Source organism: Thalassobaculum sp. (assembly GCF_040219215.1).
GTDB lineage: Bacteria > Pseudomonadota > Alphaproteobacteria > Thalassobaculales > Thalassobaculaceae > Thalassobaculum_A.
The window spans coordinates 152,809-171,949 of record NZ_JAVJSX010000015.1; the positions used below are offsets into that span (position 1 = coordinate 152,809).

General features: G+C 64.0%; 17 protein-coding genes and 1 pseudogene. 7 read left to right on the plus strand and 11 right to left on the minus strand.

Going from position 1 to position 19,141, the window contains the following annotated elements:
- Positions 1-467: 467 nt before the first annotated feature.
- Together RIC54_RS13275 and RIC54_RS13280 are read right to left on the minus strand one after the other, a co-directional pair.
- Entirely contained in the window at positions 468-1,070 is a 603-nt protein-coding gene (locus RIC54_RS13275) for an HNH endonuclease (RefSeq protein WP_350090968.1), read from the minus strand.
- 222 nt (positions 1,071-1,292) lie between these two features.
- Entirely contained in the window at positions 1,293-1,961 is a 669-nt protein-coding gene (locus tag RIC54_RS13280) for an alpha/beta hydrolase (RefSeq protein WP_350090971.1), read from the minus strand.
- 87 nt (positions 1,962-2,048) lie between these two features.
- On the opposite strand from RIC54_RS13280, the gene gluQRS reads away from it, so the two are divergent.
- Positions 2,049-2,888 carry a tRNA glutamyl-Q(34) synthetase GluQRS gene (gene gluQRS / locus RIC54_RS13285; protein WP_350090974.1) on the plus strand — a complete coding sequence of 280 codons (840 nt, stop codon included), beginning with the start codon at positions 2,049-2,051 and terminating at the stop codon, positions 2,886-2,888.
- 10 nt (positions 2,889-2,898) lie between these two features.
- Here gluQRS and RIC54_RS13290 read toward each other — a convergent pair whose 3' ends face one another.
- Both RIC54_RS13290 and leuA read right to left on the minus strand, forming a co-directional pair.
- Positions 2,899-3,621, minus strand: coding sequence for a metallophosphoesterase (locus RIC54_RS13290; protein ID WP_350151091.1), 723 nt, complete (start codon positions 3,619-3,621; stop codon positions 2,899-2,901).
- A gap of 365 nt (positions 3,622-3,986) precedes the next feature.
- Positions 3,987-5,660 carry a 2-isopropylmalate synthase gene (leuA, locus tag RIC54_RS13295; protein ID WP_350090980.1) on the minus strand — a complete coding sequence of 558 codons (1,674 nt, stop codon included), beginning with the start codon at positions 5,658-5,660 and terminating at the stop codon, positions 3,987-3,989.
- A 408-nt stretch (positions 5,661-6,068) separates the two neighbouring features.
- On the opposite strand from leuA, the gene RIC54_RS13300 reads away from it, so the two are divergent.
- Complete coding sequence (locus RIC54_RS13300) at positions 6,069-7,112, plus strand: lipid A deacylase LpxR family protein (RefSeq protein ID WP_350090983.1); 1,044 nt, start codon at positions 6,069-6,071, stop codon at positions 7,110-7,112.
- 25 nt (positions 7,113-7,137) lie between these two features.
- Here the strand turns inward: RIC54_RS13300 and pcaD are convergent, their stop codons facing one another.
- Positions 7,138-7,923 carry a 3-oxoadipate enol-lactonase gene (gene pcaD / locus RIC54_RS13305; RefSeq protein ID WP_350090986.1) on the minus strand — a complete coding sequence of 262 codons (786 nt, stop codon included), beginning with the start codon at positions 7,921-7,923 and terminating at the stop codon, positions 7,138-7,140.
- Positions 7,924-8,041: 118 nt separating this feature from the next.
- Here pcaD and RIC54_RS13310 point away from each other — a divergent pair, with 118 nt between their 5' ends.
- Positions 8,042-10,441, plus strand: coding sequence for a Lon protease family protein (locus tag RIC54_RS13310; protein ID WP_350090989.1), 2,400 nt, complete (start codon positions 8,042-8,044; stop codon positions 10,439-10,441).
- A 28-nt stretch (positions 10,442-10,469) separates the two neighbouring features.
- Here RIC54_RS13310 and RIC54_RS13315 read toward each other — a convergent pair whose 3' ends face one another.
- The 3 genes from RIC54_RS13315 to RIC54_RS13325 form a co-directional block, all read right to left on the minus strand.
- Positions 10,470-11,585, minus strand: a complete 1,116-nt coding sequence (locus tag RIC54_RS13315) for a 3-deoxy-7-phosphoheptulonate synthase (RefSeq protein ID WP_350090992.1) — start codon at positions 11,583-11,585, stop codon at positions 10,470-10,472.
- A 486-nt stretch (positions 11,586-12,071) separates the two neighbouring features.
- On the minus strand, positions 12,072-12,683 hold the full coding sequence (locus tag RIC54_RS13320) for a hypothetical protein (RefSeq protein ID WP_350090995.1): 612 nt from the start codon (positions 12,681-12,683) through the stop codon (positions 12,072-12,074).
- Between the two features lie 4 nt (positions 12,684-12,687).
- Complete coding sequence (locus tag RIC54_RS13325; protein WP_350090997.1) at positions 12,688-13,881, minus strand: GmrSD restriction endonuclease domain-containing protein; 1,194 nt, start codon at positions 13,879-13,881, stop codon at positions 12,688-12,690.
- 302 nt (positions 13,882-14,183) lie between these two features.
- On the opposite strand from RIC54_RS13325, the pseudogene RIC54_RS13330 reads away from it, so the two are divergent.
- Positions 14,184-15,121: pseudogene (locus RIC54_RS13330) on the plus strand (aldo/keto reductase).
- A gap of 114 nt (positions 15,122-15,235) precedes the next feature.
- Positions 15,236-15,826 carry an RNA 2',3'-cyclic phosphodiesterase gene (thpR, locus tag RIC54_RS13335; RefSeq protein ID WP_350090999.1) on the plus strand — a complete coding sequence of 197 codons (591 nt, stop codon included), beginning with the start codon at positions 15,236-15,238 and terminating at the stop codon, positions 15,824-15,826.
- Between the two features lie 4 nt (positions 15,827-15,830).
- On the opposite strand, the gene RIC54_RS13340 is transcribed toward thpR, so the two are convergent.
- The gene (locus RIC54_RS13340) at positions 15,831-16,310 is read right to left on the minus strand and encodes a low molecular weight protein-tyrosine-phosphatase (RefSeq protein ID WP_350091001.1); all 480 of its coding nucleotides are present in this window, start codon (positions 16,308-16,310) and stop codon (positions 15,831-15,833) included.
- Positions 16,311-16,430: 120 nt separating this feature from the next.
- On the opposite strand from RIC54_RS13340, the gene cobB reads away from it, so the two are divergent.
- The gene (gene cobB, locus RIC54_RS13345; protein WP_350091004.1) at positions 16,431-17,159 is read left to right on the plus strand and encodes a Sir2 family NAD+-dependent deacetylase; all 729 of its coding nucleotides are present in this window, start codon (positions 16,431-16,433) and stop codon (positions 17,157-17,159) included.
- An 84-nt stretch (positions 17,160-17,243) separates the two neighbouring features.
- Here cobB and RIC54_RS13350 read toward each other — a convergent pair whose 3' ends face one another.
- Positions 17,244-18,047 (minus strand): SDR family NAD(P)-dependent oxidoreductase, encoded by an 804-nt coding sequence (locus RIC54_RS13350; RefSeq protein WP_350091007.1) that lies wholly within the window; start codon positions 18,045-18,047, stop codon positions 17,244-17,246.
- A 92-nt stretch (positions 18,048-18,139) separates the two neighbouring features.
- Between RIC54_RS13350 and RIC54_RS13355 the strand changes: the two genes are divergently transcribed.
- Positions 18,140-18,562 (plus strand): carboxymuconolactone decarboxylase family protein, encoded by a 423-nt coding sequence (locus tag RIC54_RS13355; protein WP_350091010.1) that lies wholly within the window; start codon positions 18,140-18,142, stop codon positions 18,560-18,562.
- Here RIC54_RS13355 and RIC54_RS13360 read toward each other — a convergent pair.
- A complete protein-coding gene (locus tag RIC54_RS13360; RefSeq protein ID WP_350091012.1) occupies positions 18,534-19,061 on the minus strand; it encodes a PAS domain-containing protein in 528 nt (175 codons plus the stop codon). The two genes, RIC54_RS13355 and RIC54_RS13360, sit on opposite strands and share 29 nt — an antisense overlap.
- Positions 19,062-19,141 lie beyond the last annotated feature (80 nt).

Below are 19,141 nucleotides of genomic sequence, written 5' to 3' on the forward strand. Positions count from 1 at the left end.
CTCGTCTTTCCGAGCGAACGGCAGCTGAATACGGTCAAAATTCCTAACAGCGGCTTCAAATTATTAGTTAAAATTATAAATGTTCGGCATTCAATAAAAACTGAATCCGAGAAGAAAAGATAAATCTGATGGGGATCTGCAGTTGCTGTAAATATAATCACGTTGATAAAAAAATAAGCATCGAGATTGTTTTGATTTTGCTTCGATGCTCATCGAAATCACTGAGGGTGAAAGCAGTTTCGACTCTGGGTGAACCACGAAAGACGGTCCGTCGTTGAAATACGGCGATCGCGCTGAACAGCGGTTAGGTGTTCAATCACAGCGTATTGCGGTGATCTCTCGTATGGGATTCGGCGGGCAATCGGATGATGTCTGGCGCTACCCTGACCCGGCAAGGCAGTGAATCCCCGGAGGCCGGATTGCTGGCCTTCCGGAAGGCGGCACACCCATGGCAGCCCCGCGGGAGCCTAGAACGCAGGCACCGTCGCAACCGCCGGGCGCATCGCGTCGTCGTCCTGGTCCAGTTCGATGTCCCAGTACAGATAGTCGCGCCAGCTCTCGTGCAGGTAGTTCGGCGGGAAGCCGCGACCGGCGTCCTGCAGGTCGTACGCGGTCGGCTGCCGTGGCGTCACCCGCGGAATCATGCCGATGTCGCGCGGCATGCGGCTGCCCTTGCGCAAATTGCAGCCGCCGCACGCGGTCACCACGTTTTCCCAGGTGGTGCGGCCGCCGCGCGAGCGCGGCACCACGTGATCGAAGGTCAGATCCTGGGTCGGCAGGCGCTCGCCGCAATACTGGCAGGCGAACCGGTCGCGCAGGAACACGTTGAACCGGGTGAATGCCGGCCGCCGCGACTGGTGGATGTATTCCTTGAGCGCGATGACGCTCGGCAGCCGCATCTCGAAGCTGGGACTGTGTACCAGGATGTCGTAATTCGACACGATGTTCACCCGGTCGAGGAACACCGCCTTGACGGCGTCCTGCCAGGACCAGAGCGAAAGCGGGAAATACGAAAGCGGCCGGAAGTCGGCGTTCAGGACAAGCGCAGGCGCGTTGTCCGGGCCGATCACCGCACCGCCCTCCACGTCGGGAGCAGCGGACGGTGATCGCGACTAGGGCGACTGGTCGAGTGTCGCGGCTCGTGCCGCCACAAGATCTGGACTGTCAGCGCCGTCTTCATCGAGTCGATTCACTCCCGTGTCGGGAATATCCGGTCGAACTGCACCGTCTGTATAACTAGATGTTGTTACAGTTTTATAGTCGCCGCAAGACCGTCCAGGCAAACGACACGCTCAAACGCCGAGCACGCGCTTCAGGAACGCCGCGCCCAGGCGCAACCCGCCATCGTCGATGCCGTGGGCGAGGCCGGGGCGTGCATGGCTTTCCACCGGAATGCCGGCCGCGCTCAGGCCCTGTTCCGCGGTCGCCATAGCCTGAAACGGCACCACCGGGTCGGCGGTTCCATGCACCAGCATCACCGGGGGTTTCGCGGTCGTCTCGGAGGACAGGGTTTCCGATCCGATCAGCGCGCCGGAAAAACCGAGCACGCCGGCCACCGCCGCCGGCCGGCGCGGCGCGGTGTAAAGCGCCGTCATCGTGCCCTGGCTGAACCCGACCAGCGCCAGCTTGTCCGGGCCGAGGCCGTGGCGCTCCAGTTCGCGGTCAAGGAAAGCGTCCAGCGCCTGGGCGGCGGACTCGACTCCGGCCAGCATCGCGGCCGGGCGGCGATCCTGCAGGCTGAACCACTGATACCCGTACGGCGCCATGTCGCACGGCTCCGGCGCGTTCGGCGACACGAAGGCGACGCCCGGCAGCATCGGCGCCCACATCGGGGCGATCCCGATCAGGTCGTTGCCGTCGGCGCCGACGCCGTGCAGCATCACCACCAGTGCCTTCGGCGGGGCACCGTCCTGCGGAGCGAGGCGCGGGCCGTCCAGTTCGACGGTCGTCGGATGGGTCACGGGCGGAATCTCCTGGGAGCGGCAGGCTGTGTCAGCGATGTGCGTCGATGGATCGAAAACTTCTCAGCCATTGCCCCAGGCCTGTCAATGACCGTCACCACCCGCTTCGCCCCCAGCCCGACCGGCCTGCTGCATCTCGGACATGCGTACTCCGCGCTGCTGGCCCACGGGGCGGCGCAATCCGCCGGTGGCCGGTTCATCCTGCGGATCGAAGACATCGACTTTGGTCGCTGCCGCGAGGAGTTCGTGGACGCGATCGAGGAGGATCTGGCCTGGCTCGGCCTGGAGTGGGAGCGGCCGGTGCGCCGGCAATCCGAACACATGGACGACTATCGCGCGGCGCTTGACCGGCTGGACGGCATGGGGCTGCTGTACCGCTGCTTCCTCAGCCGCAAGGAACTCGATGCCGCGCTGTCGGCGCCGCATCACCAGCCGATGCAGGGCCCCGAGGGGCCGGTGGTGGTGGATGCCGACCGGTTGATGCCGGCCGGGGAACGCGACGGGCGCCTGGCCGGCGGCGAGCCCTTCGCGCTGCGCCTGCGCATGGCGGAGGCGATGGCGAAGGCCGGCCCGGTGGGTTGGACCGACGACCGGCACGGCGAACAGGCGGCGACGCCCGAGGTGTTCGGCGACGTGGTGCTGGCGCGCAAGGACACGCCGACCAGTTATCATCTGGCGGTCGTGGTCGACGACGCGCTGCAGGGCGTCAACCGGATCGTCCGCGGCGAGGACCTGTTCCAGGCGACCCACGTCCACCGCCTGCTGCAGGCGCTGCTGGAGCTGCCGGTTCCCGGTTACAGCCACCATCCCCTGCTGACCGATGCGGAAGGCCGGCGCTATGCCAAGCGGGACCGCAGCCTGACGCTGCGGGCGTTGCGCGAGGCCGGGCGGACACCGGACGATATCCGCGCGATGGTCGGATTGTGAGCCGCGGCGGTCAGCCCTTGGCCTGAACGAAACGGTAGAGGTCGTTCCGCATCTCGATGGCCGTCAGCACCCCGGTGAACACCGCGCCGGTGTCCAGGTTGATGCGATGGCGCTCGACCGTCGGTTCCTCCAGCGGGTCTTCCGGCGAGTGTCCGTGGATCACCACGGTGTCGAACGGCCACGGTTCGGCCGGGTGCAGGAACGGGTCGCGGATCCAGGTGACGACCTCGAGCGGCTGATCGTCGAACGGCCGGCGCGGGTCGATGCCGGCGTGGACGAACAGGTAGTCGCCGATCTGCCGGCATCCCTGCATGCCGCGGACTGCTTCCTGCACGAAATCGGGCACGGACTTGCGCAGGGCGTCGGCCAGCTTGCCGGGCGGCGTCATGGGCGGGACCCGCAGGGACCGCCAGGTCGGCTGCCCGCCGTTGGCGGCCCACAGATCCACCATTTCCGGTGTCAGCGTGTCCTCGAACGCGGCCTTCAGCCAGGCGTCGTGATTGCCGAGCAGCAGGACGTCGTCGACCGGCAGCCGGTCACCCAGATAGGCGCCAAGACCGCCGGCAGCCAGACCCAGCGCTTCCAGTGACTGGTCGCCGCGGTCGATCAGGTCGCCGAGAAACACGCAGGTCACATGGGAAACGCCCGGCACCCGTGCGTCGTCGGCGAGTGTCTCCAGCAGGGGATCAAGCAGATCGGCCCGACCGTGGACGTCACCGATCGCGCAGATCAAATGGTCCGTGTGAAGCGGTTTGGGCGCGTGCGTCCAATCGCTGTGTTCGATTGTCACCATACCGTCACGAAACCGTAGGCGGGGCCGGCATGCAAGAGGGAAGGCTGCCGGCGCGGTGGGCCGACCCAACTCCGGGGGCATGGAGCGGGCCGGCCCGTTCGCGCGAGAAGAGGCGCAAGCCTCACTCAAGCGGCCCGGACCGTCGAGAGGAGCCTAGGAGTAGCGCGGCGCGGGGGCAGGGTGCGCCGCCACGCCGGTCCGGGTGTGGATAACATGTGGTATCGGCATGCCCGCAGGACCAGAGGTGAACCGATCGAGGGGCGGACACGGTGTCGTGAGCATCGGTGCCCGCCCGCTCGCGGTTGTCACAACCGGTTGCAGGCGCTGACCACCGCCTTGACCGGGGCGAGCGTGATGTCGGTGGCGATACCGACGCCGAACACGCTGCGTCCGTTCTCGTCCGGTGCCTTCAACTCGATATAGGCCGCCGCCTCGGCGTCGGAGCCGACCGAGCGGGTGTGCTCGGCGTAGTCCTTGAGCTTGAACTTGAGTCCGAACGCGTCGCGCATTGCCCGCGAGAAGGCATTCACCGGGCCGTTGCCCTCGGCCTTGATGGTCTGCTCGACGCCGTTGCGCTTGACCACCGCCTCGATGCGGACGGTCTGGTTCGACCCGGGTACCCGGGCCGCCTCGAACGACACCAGATCGAACTCGCCGTTGGGCTGGGTCACGTACTCGGTCTCGAAGGCGTTCCAGATTTCCTGGCTGGAGATCTCCTGGGACGAGGCATCGGTCAGGCGCTGGATCACCTGGCTGAACTGGGCCTGCCATTCCTTCGGCAGCCGGATGTGGTGATCGTGCTCCAGGACATAGGCGATGCCGCCCTTGCCGGATTGCGAGTTCACCCGGATCACCGCCTCGTAGGACCGGCCGATGTCGTGCGGGTCGATCGGCAGGTACGGCACTTCCCACAGGCCGGAGTTCGAGGCCTGGATCGCCTTCATGCCCTTGTTGATCGCGTCCTGGTGCGAGCCGGAGAACGCGGTGTGCACCAACTCGCCGGCATAGGGATGGCGCGGGTGGATCGGCAACTGGTTGCAGTACTCGGCCACCTCCATCAGCCCGTTGATGTCGGAGAAGTCGAGCATCGGGTGGACACCCTGGGTCAGCAGGTTCAGGCCCAGGGTCACGATGTCGACGTTGCCGGTGCGCTCGCCGTTGCCGAACAGCGTGCCTTCGACCCGGTCGGCACCGGCCATCACCGCCAGTTCGGCGGCGGCCACGCCCGTTCCCCGGTCGTTGTGCGGGTGGACCGACAGGACGATACGGTCACGCCGGGAGAACCGGCGGTGCATCCACTCGATCTGGTCGGCGAAGATGTTGGGCGTCGACATTTCGACGGTCGACGGCAGGTTGATGATGATCGGGTTGTCGGTGGCCGGGAACCAGACATCCATCACCGCCTCGCAGACCTCGAGCGCGTAGTCCAGCTCGGTGCCGGTGAAGCTTTCCGGGGAGTACTGCAGCTGGACGTTGGTGTCCTTCAGCCGGTCGAGGCGGGACTTCACCATCTCCGCCCCGTCGACCGCGATCTGCTTCACCCCGGCCTGGTCCTGCTGGAACACCACGCGCCGCTGCAGTTCGGAGGTCGAGTTGTAAAGGTGCAGGATGACGTTCTTCGCACCCATCACGCTGTCGACGGTGCGATCGACCAGATGTTCCCGCGCCTGGGTCAGCACCTGGATCGTGACGTCGTCCGGAATCATCCGGTCTTCGATCAGCTGGCGCACGAAGTTGAAATCGGTATCGGAGGCCGACGGAAATCCGACCTCGATCTGCTTGAAGCCCATCTTGACGAGGGTTTCGAACATCCGCCGCTTGCGCGGCCCATCCATCGGATCGACCAGCGCCTGGTTCCCGTCGCGCAAGTCGACGGAACACCAGATCGGCGCCCTGTCGATGGTCTTCCCGGGCCAGCTCCGGTCCGGCAACGCGACGGTCGCGTAGGGCCGGTACTTGTTGGTCGGTGGGGTTTTCATGATCGTCTCCTATGCCGCGCCCCGCGACGTTACCGGCGGGCGCGTCTCATCAATCAAGGTGTGGTGTGCAGCGCGTGCGTGCCGTCCGTGTTTCCCGATGGGAACCCACCCCGTGCGTACCGAGTTGTTCGGTTCGCAATGCAGAGCGCGGGGGCGGGGATGACAGGCGTGCCGACGATCATCGGCGGAACCCTTGGATTGGACGCGGACGGCGAACGGATAACTCCCGGTCTCTCGTCAGAGAGCCGGGTCCGTAAGTCGAAGGCCGAGCGTCCAGGTTCCGAACATCATGGAACGGATTTGAGCCACAAGCCCGGCGCCGGGTCAAGCGTTCGTGGTCATTTGGCCGCAGCCCGGACCCGACAACAGACAGTGGCCGCGATGCGCTTCCGGGCGCATACTGTTGTCATGCTCACAGGTTCCCAGATCCGAATTCTCCCGCTGCTGGCCGCGGCCATCCTGTGGCCGGCGTTCGCCCAGGCGGAGGAACCGAAGGTCGGACAACCATCGGAAAAGACCGATCGCCCGGTCTGGACCCTGACGCTTGAAAACGACCTGACGAACGACACCGACCGGTACTTCACCAATGGGATACGGCTGTCCCGCACCAGCCCGGTCGGCGATGTTCCGGAATCGGTGATCGACTTCGTGCAGCCGTTGATCGGTACCGTGGGAACCGTTCGATGGACCGCCGCGATCGGCCAGAACATGTACACGCCGTCCGACATCACCGTCAGCAACCCGGATCCAAAAGACCAGCCCTACGCTGCCTGGCTGTACGGCAGCTTCGGCCTGCTGAACGATCTGGCGACCGGGGACGGCAGGCGCACGCAGACCAGCGTGCAGCTGTCGCTCGGCGTGATCGGGCCGTCCGCCCAGGGCGAACTGGCGCAGAAGACCGTGCACGAGGTCATCAACTCGCCGGAGCCGCAGGGCTGGGACCATCAGCTTCACGACGAACCGGCGGTGCTGCTGAATCTGGAGCGGCGCTGGGTGGTGCCGTCGGAGACGATCTTCGACGACCTGCGCGCCGACGTATCGCCCCATGTCGGCGCGGCGCTGGGCAACGTGTTCACCCACGCCGCGGCCGGTCTGACGGTCCGGTTCGGCAAGCCGCCGAAGTTCGATTACGGGCCGCCGCGGCTGCAGCCGCATACGCCGGGCTCGGAGTACTTTGCGCCGCCGGGCGACGACGACGATGCGATCGGCTGGTATCTCTTCGCCGGCGTCGAGGGCCGCGCGGTGGCCCGGAACATCTTTCTGGACGGCAACACCTTCCGCGACAGCCGCAGCGTCGACAAGGAACTGCTGGTCGGCGATCTGTCGGCCGGTGCCGTCGTCACCTTCGGCGATGTCCGCCTGACCTACGTTCAGGTGATGCGCACCAAGGAGTTCGATGGTCAGGAAGGCCCCAGCATGTTCGGAGGCTTCAGCGCGGGCTATCGGTTCTGAGCGGCAGCCGGGCCGGTCGCCGACTTCAGGTGGCGCCGGTGAATCCGAGCACCGCCTGATCAAACTTCTCGGCCTGCTCGATGTTCGACAGATGTGCGGCGTCCGGCAGCACCACCAGCTTGGAGCCGCGAACCTGCTCCTGGATCTCCCGTGCCTTGTCCGGCGTGGTGCTGGGGTCATCGGCGCCGACGATGATCAGGGTCGGTGCCGTGATCGTCCGGATGCTCTCGCGCTGGTCCATGGCCTGGATGGCCCGGCAGCAACCGACGAAGCCGGCGACCGGGGTGTTCAGGATCATCGCCCGGACCCGGGCGACCGAGGCTGGGTCGTTGACCCGGAAACTCTCGGTGAACCAGCGCTCGATGGTGGCGTCGACCACGCCGGCCATGCCCTTGTCCTTGGCCAACTGGATACGCCCTTCCCAGAGCTCGGCAGGGCCCATGTAACTGGCGGTATCGCACAGGATCAGCCGGTCGACGCGGTCCGGGTGCAGGGTGGCCAGCCGTTGGCCGACCATGCCGCCCTTGGACAAGCCGCAGAAATGGGTCCTGGCGATATCAAGGTGGTCGAGCAGCCCGACCGCGTCGGCGGTCAACATGTCGATGGAGTAGCCGCCATCGGGCGCCGCCGATTGTCCGTGGCCGCGGCTGTCGTAGCGGATCACCCGGAAGCGCTTCTCGAACGCCGCCATCTGCGGGTCCCACATGTTCAATGTGGAAGCGAGCGAGTTCGACAGCAGCAGCGCCGGTCCGTCGGCGTTGCCGGACACCTGGTAGTGCAGCTGGATTCCGTTGACGGTCGCGTGCGGCATGGGGATCTCCTGAGGCGGGTCGGCGGCATTCGACCGCACTGGCGACCCGCCCGCAAGACCACCTCTCGACACCGGTCTGTTGGTCGGTTCGAATGACTCATCCTGACCGGAGGACCCGATGGCGCCCGAACCGCTGCCCGCCAGTGCCCTGTACCGCACCACCGACCTGTCCGCGCTGGGTTTTCGGACGACGAAGGATCTGGCCGACGTGGAGACGCTGGTTGGCCAGGACCGTGCTCTCGACGCCGTTCGCTTTGCCGCCCGCATGCGCTCGCGTGGGTACAACGTGTTCGTCATCGGCCCGAAGGGGTCGGGCAAGCACGCCGCCGTCCATTCCTACCTGACGGAGCGCGCGGCGACCTTTCCGTCTCCGGACGACTGGGTCTACGTCAACGACTTCGACGACCTGCACCGGCCGCGCTGCCTGCGCCTGCCGTCCGGCGTCGGCCCGGCGTTCGCGCGGCGCGTCGCCGAACTGGTTAAGGACCTCAGCGACACCTTGCCGAGCCTGTTCGAGGGCGAGGACTACCGACTGAAACGCGAGGCGATGGAGAAGAGTTTCGCCGAGCGCGGCGAGAGCGGTTTCAAGGAAGTGGCCGACGAAGCGGCCAAACGCGGCCTGGCGCTGGTGCGCACCCCACAGGGGCTGGTGATAGCACCGGTCGAGAACGGCAAGCCGATGCCGCAGGAGCGCTTTGCCGAGTTGCCGCAGGATCAACGCGAGACCCTGGCGACGGCGATCGAGGAGGTGCAGGTGCATCTGCGCGCCGCGCTGCACCAGGCGCCGATCCTCGAGCGGGAGCGGCAGATCGCGGTCCGCGACCTCGACCGCCGCGAGGCCTCCGCCCTGGTGGACCTGCAGATTGCCGAGGCGCGCGCCGGGCTGGATCTGCCATCGCCCGTGGCAGCGTGGTTCGACCGGTTGCGCGACGACCTGATCAGCAACATCGCCCGCTTCGCCCATCCCTCCGGCGAGGAGGCGGCGGCCGGCGCGGCCACCGAGCCGGCCGACCGGCGGTTCCGGCGCTGGGAGGTCAACGTCCTGATCGCCCATGATCCGGACGCCGGGGCACCGGTGGTCAACGAGGATCACCCGACCCTGGGCCGTCTGATCGGCCGAATCGAGCATCGCGCCTACATGGGCGCGATGCTGACCGACTTCACGCTGATCCGGCCGGGGGCGCTGCACGCAGCGAACGGCGGATACCTGCTGCTGGACGCCGCCAAGCTGCTCAATAACGCCTTCGCGTGGGACGCGTTGAAGCGAGCGCTCTACGCCGAACAGGTAACGATCGAAGGTCCGATGGACTCGGCGGCCACCGCGCTGGCCGTCTCGATCCAGCCCTGCCCGATCCCGATTTCGGTCAAGGTCGTGCTGTTCGGAGACCAGCAGGTCTACGCCGCCCTGTCGGCGATGGACCCGGATTTCGGCGACCTGTTCAAGGTGGCGGCCGATTTCGACGACGTGATGGACCGCGATCCCGAGCACGACGCGATGTACGCCCGGCTGGTTGCGACGATTCAGCGCCGCGCCGGTTTGCGGTCGTTCGACCGGAAGGCGGTGGAACGGGTGATCGAGCACTGCTCGCGCCTGGTCTCGGACACTCGCAAGGTGACGGCGCGGGTCGGCCTGATCGCCGACGTGATGCGCGAGGCCGACTACGTGGGGCGCGACAAGAACCACAAGGTGATCCGCGCCGACGACGTCGACGACGCGTTGGCGGCACAGATCTACCGCTCGGACCGGATCGAGCGCCGGATGCGCGAGCAGATCCTGCGAGAGACCATCCGCATCACCACCGAAGGCACGGCGGTCGGGCAGGTCAACGGCCTGTCGGTGCTGCAGATCGGCGCCCACGCTTTCGGCCGCCCGACTAGGATCTCTGCACGGGTGCGGGTCGGACGCGGCCGGGTGATCGACATCGAGCGCGAGGTCGAACTGGGCGGGCCGCTGCATTCCAAGGGCATGCTGATCCTGCAGGGCTTCCTCGCCGGCACCTACGCCACGGACATCCCGGTGGCGCTGCAGGCCAGCGTGGTGTTCGAGCAGTCCTACGGCGGCGTCGACGGCGACAGCGCATCGTCGACCGAACTCTACGCCCTGCTCTCGGCGCTGTCCGAGCTGCCGATCCGCCAGGGCATCGCGGTGACCGGGTCGGTCGACCAGATGGGACGGGTCCAGGCGATCGGCGGAGTGAACGAGAAGATCGAGGGTTATTTCGACATCTGCAACGCCAGAGGGTTGAGCGGCGAGCAGGGCGTGATGATCCCGCGTGCCAACGTCGAGCACCTGATGCTGAAGAGCGAGGTGGTCGAAGCGTGCCGGCGCGGCGCGTTCCGGATCTGGCCGATCGACACCATCGACGAGGGCATCGAGGTGCTGACCGGCGTTGCGGCGGGCGAGCGCGGCGCGGACGGGCTGTTCCCCGACCACAGCGTCAACCGCCGGGTCGAGGACCGCCTGATCGGCTTTGCGAAAGCCCGCCGGCGCTTCCTGGGCGATACCGAAGAGGAGTAAGCGCCGGCCGGGCGGAGCAGGGCGGCTGCTACCGCCCCCGACGCCGCTCCACCGCTTCAGCCAGCCGCTCCAGCATCGCCACGCTGGTGTCCCAGTCGACGCAGCCGTCGGTGATGCTTTGTCCGTAGACCAGCGGCTGGCCCGGCTCCAGGTCCTGGCGGCCGGCGACCAGATTGCTCTCCGCCATGATGCCGATGACCCGGCGGTCGCCGGCGGCGATCTGGGCGGCCACGTCGGCAATCACCGCCGGCTGGTTCTCCGGCTTTTTCGCGCTGTTGGCGTGGCTGGCGTCGACCATCACCATCGGCCGCAGGCCGTCCTTGGCCGCTGCGGCGCAGGCCGCCTCGACGCTGGCGGCGTCGTAGTTCGGGCCGTCGTTGCCGCCGCGCAGGATGACGTGGCAGTCCGGGTTGCCGGTGGTCGCCGCGATGGCGGCCTGCCCGCTCTTGGTGACCGCCAGGAAGTGGTGCGGGTGCGAGGCCGAGGTGACCGCGTCGAGGGCGATCTTTACGCTGCCGTCGGTGCCGTTCTTGAAGCCGACCGGGCAGGACAGGCCGGACGCCAGCTCGCGGTGGATCTGGCTCTCGGTGGTGCGCGCGCCGATCGCGCCCCAGCCGACCAGATCGGCAAAGTACTGCGGGGTGGAAGTGTCCAGGAACTCGCAGCCGGCCGGCAGGCCCAAATCGTTGATCCGCAGCAGCAGGCCGCGCGCGGTGCGCAGGCCCTGGTCGATCCGGAAGCTGCCGTCCAGGTCCGGGTCGTTGATCAACCCCTTCCAGCCGACCGTGGTGCGCGGTTTCTCGAAGTACACCCGCATCACCACCTCCAGCGTGCCGGCGAACCGGCGGCGCTGCTCGACCAGGCGCGCGGCGTACTCCAGCGCCGCCTTGGGGTCGTGGACCGAGCACGGACCGATGACCACCACCAGGCGGTCGTCCTCGCCGTGCAGGATGCGGTGGATGGCGGTGCGGGCGCCGGCGACCGTGCGCGACGCCACCGCAGTGCGCGGCAACTCGCCGATCACCGTCTCGGGTGGGCTGATCGCGGTGATCGCGGCGATCCGCAGATCGTCGGTGCCCGGGGTCAATGCCTCGGCTTCGGTGCCGGACCGGTCCGGCGTGGGCGTTTCGAGAGTGGTCTTCACGGCGAGGGCTCCTTGGGTTGGAGACCCCCGGCGGCATGAAAAAAGCCGCCAGGGGAACTGGCGGCTTTCGGGACGTCTCGGCTGCAATCTCTAGATCGCGCGCACCCCTTCAACCGCCAGCGTCTGCGGATAGCTAAAGTACCAATAGGTAAATCGGGCGCTGGCGATCACGAGGTTCATGGGCTGACTATAGGACTGCCCGCGAGGGTTGTCACGTACGGGAACGTGATTCCGTAGAACTGTCCTTGCAGCGACGCCCGACCCGGCATACTCCCAGACAGAGATGTACCCATCGTCGATAAAGAACATCGAGACGAGAGATTTTCAAGAAAAAGTATCAATATCTCACTCTGAATATCAAAAATTACCCCTACAACCAGAATACATGGATATATATTCATCTCATGTACTCGATTGTTATGAAAAATGCGATAATTAAATCAATATACTGTTGAGTATGTGAATATAATTAAAATTTACTAATTGCTATTTTAGTGTTTGAATTATGGAGTTCATAATTTTATCTATATCTTTTATTCCTTTTATTATTTGTTGAATTATTTGATAGTCATCTCTGGGATCAATTTGATATGAAATTGCTGTGCTATGCGCAGTAGCGCCACGTTTAACTGCAAATCCATCTGTTGTTGACAGCCAAACAGGATCTATTTGTGATTCAAGAACTCCCACGGGTAGTAGAATTTGAAGTACATTCATTGATCTGATACCGTTGTTGTTGTTTACAGAATGATTGTATTGCGCCACGGCTTTTCCAATTACTGAGCTGGGTGTTTTCTTGGTACCAAGTTCCCTTGGTAAACCGGTGTGTTCTCCTATAATATTACAAAGAAGAGAAACCAATGAATTTGACGGAACTGATTGATTAAGCCAAAGGTTAAATGATAAATTAGCTATCTCTAGCGCACGAACTTCCAGATAGTACTCAATTTCTGCATGAATCAATACTCTAAACGCTCGCGCCCCATCCAGTTGCTTATCGCTATAGGCGCCTAATTTTGAGAACCTTTTTGGTAGAAACTGAGATCTCAGAGATGAAGCTCGTGCCCTTAATGTATTGAAGGCTTTAGAGTACGCCATCAATTTACCCAATCGTAGTTCTATTGCCCAATATTATTTTGTTACCAACCAAAGTTGGAATCTCTACGGGTATGTTGAGGTAATTCATATGTTCTCCCCACAATTTCAATCTTGTAAAGATTGCGCTTATCGATTTTGTTGTTCCTTCAATTGATGATCGAAAATCATCATCCGCACATATTTTTTTGAATGCTAAAACGATATCTATTTTTTTATCTATTGCTATTGTTTGTATTGAGGTATCTGAAAAATAATACATCATAACGTCGAATACAGCTCGGTTCAGTGCATACTCGTATCTTTCACCATTCCATTTACGGAAAACTTCTTTTTCACCAAAAATCTGAATAGATATATCTATGGCTCTCTCAAATTCTACTTTTTGTTTCTGAACTTCTCGTTGATGGCTTTCCCACCGTAGGTTAAAATATTTAACAGTTTCATCAAGTAATGGTTTTAAATTTCCTGTATACTTATCAAGAAAATTTCGAAATGCATAATATCTGATTACTAATTCTGCATCCCGCATCCTCGGATCTGGCCGAGAAAGGCCCATTGCACGATGCAATACGTCACTTTCTTGAGAATATTTATCAACAAACTTTGCAAAATCTCCCGGATGTAGTGCTTGTCGTAACTCTTGAGGTGACAACGGCACACTGCCGGTATTCAAACGAAGAAATATTGAATACAAAAATAGTTCGTCTTCCCAATTTCGAATCACAATTGTTCTAATTGTACTGTTTTGAAGAGCTGTAAGATCTTGATCCCTAAATATATCGGTTGAAAGTTGATCAAAATTAACGCCATTCAAATCACGTCTAAGGGATAAACCCTCAAGATTAAATGATAAAAACTCTTGATCCGTTGAATGAAATTGCCGAAGAGTTAACAGTCTTTGTTTTCCATCTATTACAATAAACTTTCCCCTTTGATCTTTTCTTTCGGCCAAAACAATTTGAGGAACCGGAATATTCACCAGTAACGATTCGATGTACTGACTTTTTCTAATTTTTCGCCAGGCTTCTCGTCGTTGAAAATCGGGATTTAACTCTATATTGCCTTTTCTAATCTGACGAACTATTGTTTCAACAGTCCAATCAGTTTGATTTATAACTGCTTGATACTGCTTTCCAGCTTCCTCAAGATCCTCAAGGCCTTCCTGTTGATCGTCAGGTACGCCTGCATACTCGGCCATTGCTTCCTCTTCCAGGCACGACACGCCAAGCCAACTAAAGACGCATCCCTAAACTGCGAAATTCACTTTCCAGCCTCATCAGACTAAATGGGATTTGACCTGTCTGTCCATATCACGCGCAGTCATTGCCCACCTTGCTCCTGCGCGTTATCACCCGCCCTTCGTCTCGCCCGCCGCATTTTCCAGGAGCGTTCTCCATGCAGTACCGCCGGCTCGGCCGCACCGACCTCCAGGTCAGCCTGATCTGCCTTGGCACGATGACCTGGGGCAAGCAGAACAGCGAGGCCGAGGGTCACCAGCAGATGGACTACGCGCTGGAGCGCGGAATCAACTTCTTCGACACCGCCGAGATGTACGCGGTGCCGCCGACGGCGGAGACCTACGGCAAGACCGAGGAAGTCATCGGCACCTGGTTCGCCGCCCGCGCACTCGCGACAAGGTGATCCTGGCGACCAAAGCGGTCGGGCCGGGCGAGCGGTTCGCCCATGTCCGCGACGGCAGGCCGAAGTTCGACCGAACGCACCTGACACAGGCGGTCGACGACAGCCTGCGCCGGCTGCGGACCGACTACATCGACCTGTACCAGTTGCACTGGCCGGAACGGTCGGTGAACAGCTTCGGCAAGCTTGGCTACGTCCACGACGACGACGAAGCGACCACGCCGATCGCCGAGACCCTGGGCGTGCTGGCGGATCTGGTGGCGTCCGGCAAGGTCCGACACATCGGCCTGTCGAACGAGACGCCTTGGGGCATGATGACCTTCGCCCGGCTGGCCGACGACGCGGGCCTGCCGCGCGTGGTTTCGGTGCAGAACCCGTACAACCTGCTGAACCGCTCGTTCGAGGTCGGGGCCGCCGAAGTGGCGATCCGCGAGGACATCGGTCTGCTGGCCTACTCCCCGCTCGGCGGCGGCACGTTGAGCGGCAAGTACGTCGGCGGCGCCCGGCCGGCCGGAGCCCGCATGACGGTGTTCGCCCACAACTTCACCCGCTACGCCACGCCGCTGGCCGAGGAGGCGATCGCCGCCTATGTCAACCTGGCCCGGGCCAACGGCCTCGACCCGGCGCAGATGGCGCTGGCCTACGTCAACACCCGGCGGTTCATGACGGCGAACATCATCGGCGCCACCTCGATGGAGCAGCTGAAGACCAACATCGACAGCGTCGAGGTTGTGCTGTCCGAGGATGTGCTGAAGGGCATAGAGGAGCTGCAGCAGCGCTATTCCAACCCGTGCCCGTGACGCTGCATTCGGGTTGAGGCGATGCCCGGCAGCGGATTGCAAACCGGTCGACCGGAGACGCCTGCATCGGCGCGTCCCCAAGGCCGGCGGGACTGACGACAAGGGACACGCGCCATGCGCCTGTTCGTGGCGATTGCGATACCGGAGGCCGTTGCCGACCCGCTGTGCGACCTGCAGGGCGGGCTGGACGGCGTGCGCTGGGTCGACCCCGACGATTTCCACCTGACGCTGCGGTTCGTCGGCGACGTGGATCGTGGCACCGCCGACGATCTGGCGGCGGCGCTGTCCGGCCTGCGCGCGCCGGCGTTCGACCTGCGACTCTCCGGACTGGGACATTTCGGCAGCGGCCAACGCCTGCGTGCACTGTGGGTCGGTGTCGAGCCGCAGCCGGCACTCACCCTTCTGCATGGCCGGGTCGAAGCCGCCGCACGGCGCGCCGGCCTGCCGCCGGAGGGCCGGCGGTTCGTGCCGCACGTTACCCTGGCCCGGATGTCGGGACCGATCTCGGACGACTCGGTCAGCCATTGGATCGGCAGCCGCAGCCCGTTCGCCGCCGGCCCGTTCCCGGTGCGCGACGTGGTGCTGTTCGAAAGCTTCCTGGGCCGCGAGGGGCCGCATTACGAGCGGCGACTGACCGTTCCGCTCGACCGGCTGCCGGACGCCGACGACTGGGACGGCGAATGGGACGGTCCCGAGCCGGCGTAGCGTGCTATCCGGCCAGCTTGGCGGCCACCAATCCCTCGACCAGGGCCTTGCAGCCGGTCTCGATCATCTCGAACGCCCGGCGGTAGTCGGCGGCATCGCGACCGTAGGGGTCGGGCACCGGCACGCCCTTCAGGTCGGGTGTGTAGTCCAGGAACAGGCGAACCCGGTCGCGGTGGGCCGTGCCGGCGCGAATCCGCAGGTCGTGCACATGGCCGCGGTCCATGCCCAGGATCAGGTCGAAGGCATCGAAGTCGGCATCCGTGAAGGCGCGCGCGCGCAGGCCCGAAAGATCATAACCGTTGGACTTGGCGATCGCCCGCGACCGCACGTCCGGCGCCTCGCCGGCGTGGCCGTCGTACAGGCCGGCGGAGTCGACGGTGATGTGGTCGCCGAGGCCGCGCTGCTCGATCATCGCCCGCGCGATCCCCTCGGCGGTCGGCGAGCGGCAGATGTTTCCGGTGCAGACGAACAGGATGGTGTACATGCGCGGCCGACGGCTCCTGGTATGCCGGGTCGCACCCGGCTCGGTCGGCCGCTACAGTCGCGAGGCGACCGGACGCGGTCAAGGCCGAGATTGCCGCAGAAAAGCTAAACGGGAAGTATCGTGAAGACACTAAAACCGACAGATGCGATCGTCATCTTGACCGGCGCCGGTATTTCCAAGGAGTCCGGCCTGGAGACTTTCCGCGATGCCGACGGCACCTGGGCCAGGCATCGGATCGAGGATGTGGCGACCCCCGAGGCGTTCGGACGCGACCCGGCCCGGGTGCACGAATTCTACAACGCCCGCCGCCACAGCATGCTGAACCCGAACGTCCAGCCGAACGCGGCGCACGCCGCCCTGGCCCGGCTGGAGCGCGATTGGCCGGGCCCGGTGCTGCTGGTGACCCAGAACATCGACGACCTGCACGAACGCGCCGGGTCCACGGCGTTGATCCATATGCACGGCGAGATGCTGAAGGCGCGGTGCGAGGCCTGCGCGGTGATCGAGCCATGGCGGGGCGATCTCGCCCTCGACACCGCCTGCCCGTCCTGCCGCAGGGCCGGCGCGATGCGCCCGCACGTGGTGTGGTTCGGCGAGATCCCGCTGGAGATGGACCGGATCGTCGCGGCGCTGGCGGAGTGCGCGCTGTTCATCTCGATCGGCACCTCCGGCAACGTCTACCCGGCCGCCAACTTCGTGCGCGAGGCGCGCTGGGCCGCCGGCGCCCACACGGTCGAGCTCAACCTGGAGCCGTCGATGGGCGCCACCGACTTCGACGAGGCCCGGCACGGCCCGGCAACCGTGGTGGTGCCGGCGTTCGTGGAGGAACTGCTGGGGAGCTTGAACTAGCGCGCCGCTCGGCCGTTCGACGCCATCCCGAACCGAGGGCCGAAACCCGGCTCGGCACGGCGGTACCCGGGCAATCGCACGGCTTCAGAACGGCGTGCGCACGATGCCGCCGTCGCAGCGCAGGGCCGCCCCGTTGGTCGCGGCCGCCGCCGGCGAGCAAACGTAGCAGATCAGCGACGCCACCTCCTCCGGTTCGGCGTAGCGCTGCAGCAGCGAGGACGGCCGGCGCTCGGTGAAGGTGCGCTCCTTGAACTGCTCGGACGTGATGCCGAGGGACGAGGCCCGTGCCGCCACCCGCTCGACCTGCGCTTCGACCCAGGTTGGCCCCGGCAGCACCGAGTTCACGGTGACCCGGCTGCCCTTGGTCAGTTCGGCGCAGCCGCGCGAAATCGCCAGTTGGGCGGCTTTGGAGAATCCGTAGTGGATCATCTCGGCCGGCACCACGATGGCCGATTCCGACGACACGAACACCACCCGGCCCCAGTTGCGCTCCAGCATCTTCGGCAGGTGGTGGCGGGTCAGGCGCACCCCGCTCATCACGTTGACGTCGAACATGCGCTGCCAGTCGGCGTCCGGAGTCTCCTCGAACGGCTTCGGCTCGTAGATGCCGGTGTTGTTCACCAGGATGTCTATCTCGGGGGCGGCTGCGATCACCGCATCGCATCCCTCGGCAGTGCAGAGATCGCCGGGCGCCCCGACCAACTTCGCGTCCGGCACCCGGGTCTTGATCATGGCGATCGCGCTGTCGACCGCTGCCGCGTCGCGGCCATTGATTGCCACGGTCGCGCCCATGTCGGCCAGGCCGACGGCGCTGGCGTAGCCGATGCCGCGGGTCGAGCCGGTGACCAGGGCGGTGCGGTCGGACAGGTTGGTGTCGAAGACTTTCATGGACGTGCTCCTCTGGTCGCCGTGCACTCGTCGTAACGCCCCGGCCATGCCACAGTTGCCGCCGCGCGAACGTTCAGAAGGAGACTACAGCAATGGGCGAGCCGGCAACCGTGCCGATGGTCGAATACGCCGACGCCAGCGACGAGGTGCGGGCGGTGTTCGACGACATCAGGGCCACCAAGGGCATCGACTTCGTGCCGAACGCCTGGAAGGTGTTCGCCAGCCATCCGCCGACCCTCAAGCGCCTGTGGTACGGGCTGAAGGACGTCATGGCGCCAGGTGCGCTCGACCCGAAGTTCAAGGAGATGATCGCGGTTGCCGTGTCCGTCACCAACGGCTGCGACTACTGCACCCGCAGTCACACCGCCGCCGCCCGCAAGCTCGGCATGACCGACGCCGAGTATGGCGAGCTGCTGGCCGTGGTCGGAATGTTCAACCAGACCAATGCGCTGGCCGAAGCCTACAAGATCCCGGTCGACGATGTGTTCATGCGGTCGTGGTCGGACCCGACGTGAGGCGTCCGAAACTGCCGGGGTCGATCACGCTCGCGAAACGGTCGACCGCCGTTCCGTCGCTGCTGAGCGGCAGGAACAGACGGATATAGGCCCAGGACATTCCGCGCTGGTCGTGGAAGATCCGGCGCATCAGGTCGGGGGTCCGGCGAGCCGCCGCAGCCTGCAACGTGGCACGGATGGAAGCACGATCCGGCTCGGAGAAATTCTGGGTGAGGCCGGTGCCGCGCAATTCCCGGCCGACGTGGTCGGTCACCAGACTGCCGACGAGTCGGATCCGCCAGTCGTCGGTCTCCGGCAGGTATTCGATCAGGTTCAGCCCGCGGATCGCCGCGCGCGGGAACAGCACCGGATCGACGGTCGCCGGCAGGCGATCGGCCGCCTGCCGGCGCCACACCTCCAGGCACTCGGCCAGCAGCGGATACTCGCCGATCCGCTCGAGCGGTATCTCAGTATGCTCGCCCGGAAACGACCAGAACGCGCTGAGAGGGTCGACGCTCATCGCCGCGCTCCGTATCCGCAGGACTCCGACGTCGATTGTCGGGGAGTCGCCCTGATCCGTCCATGCCTTCTCCGCCGACG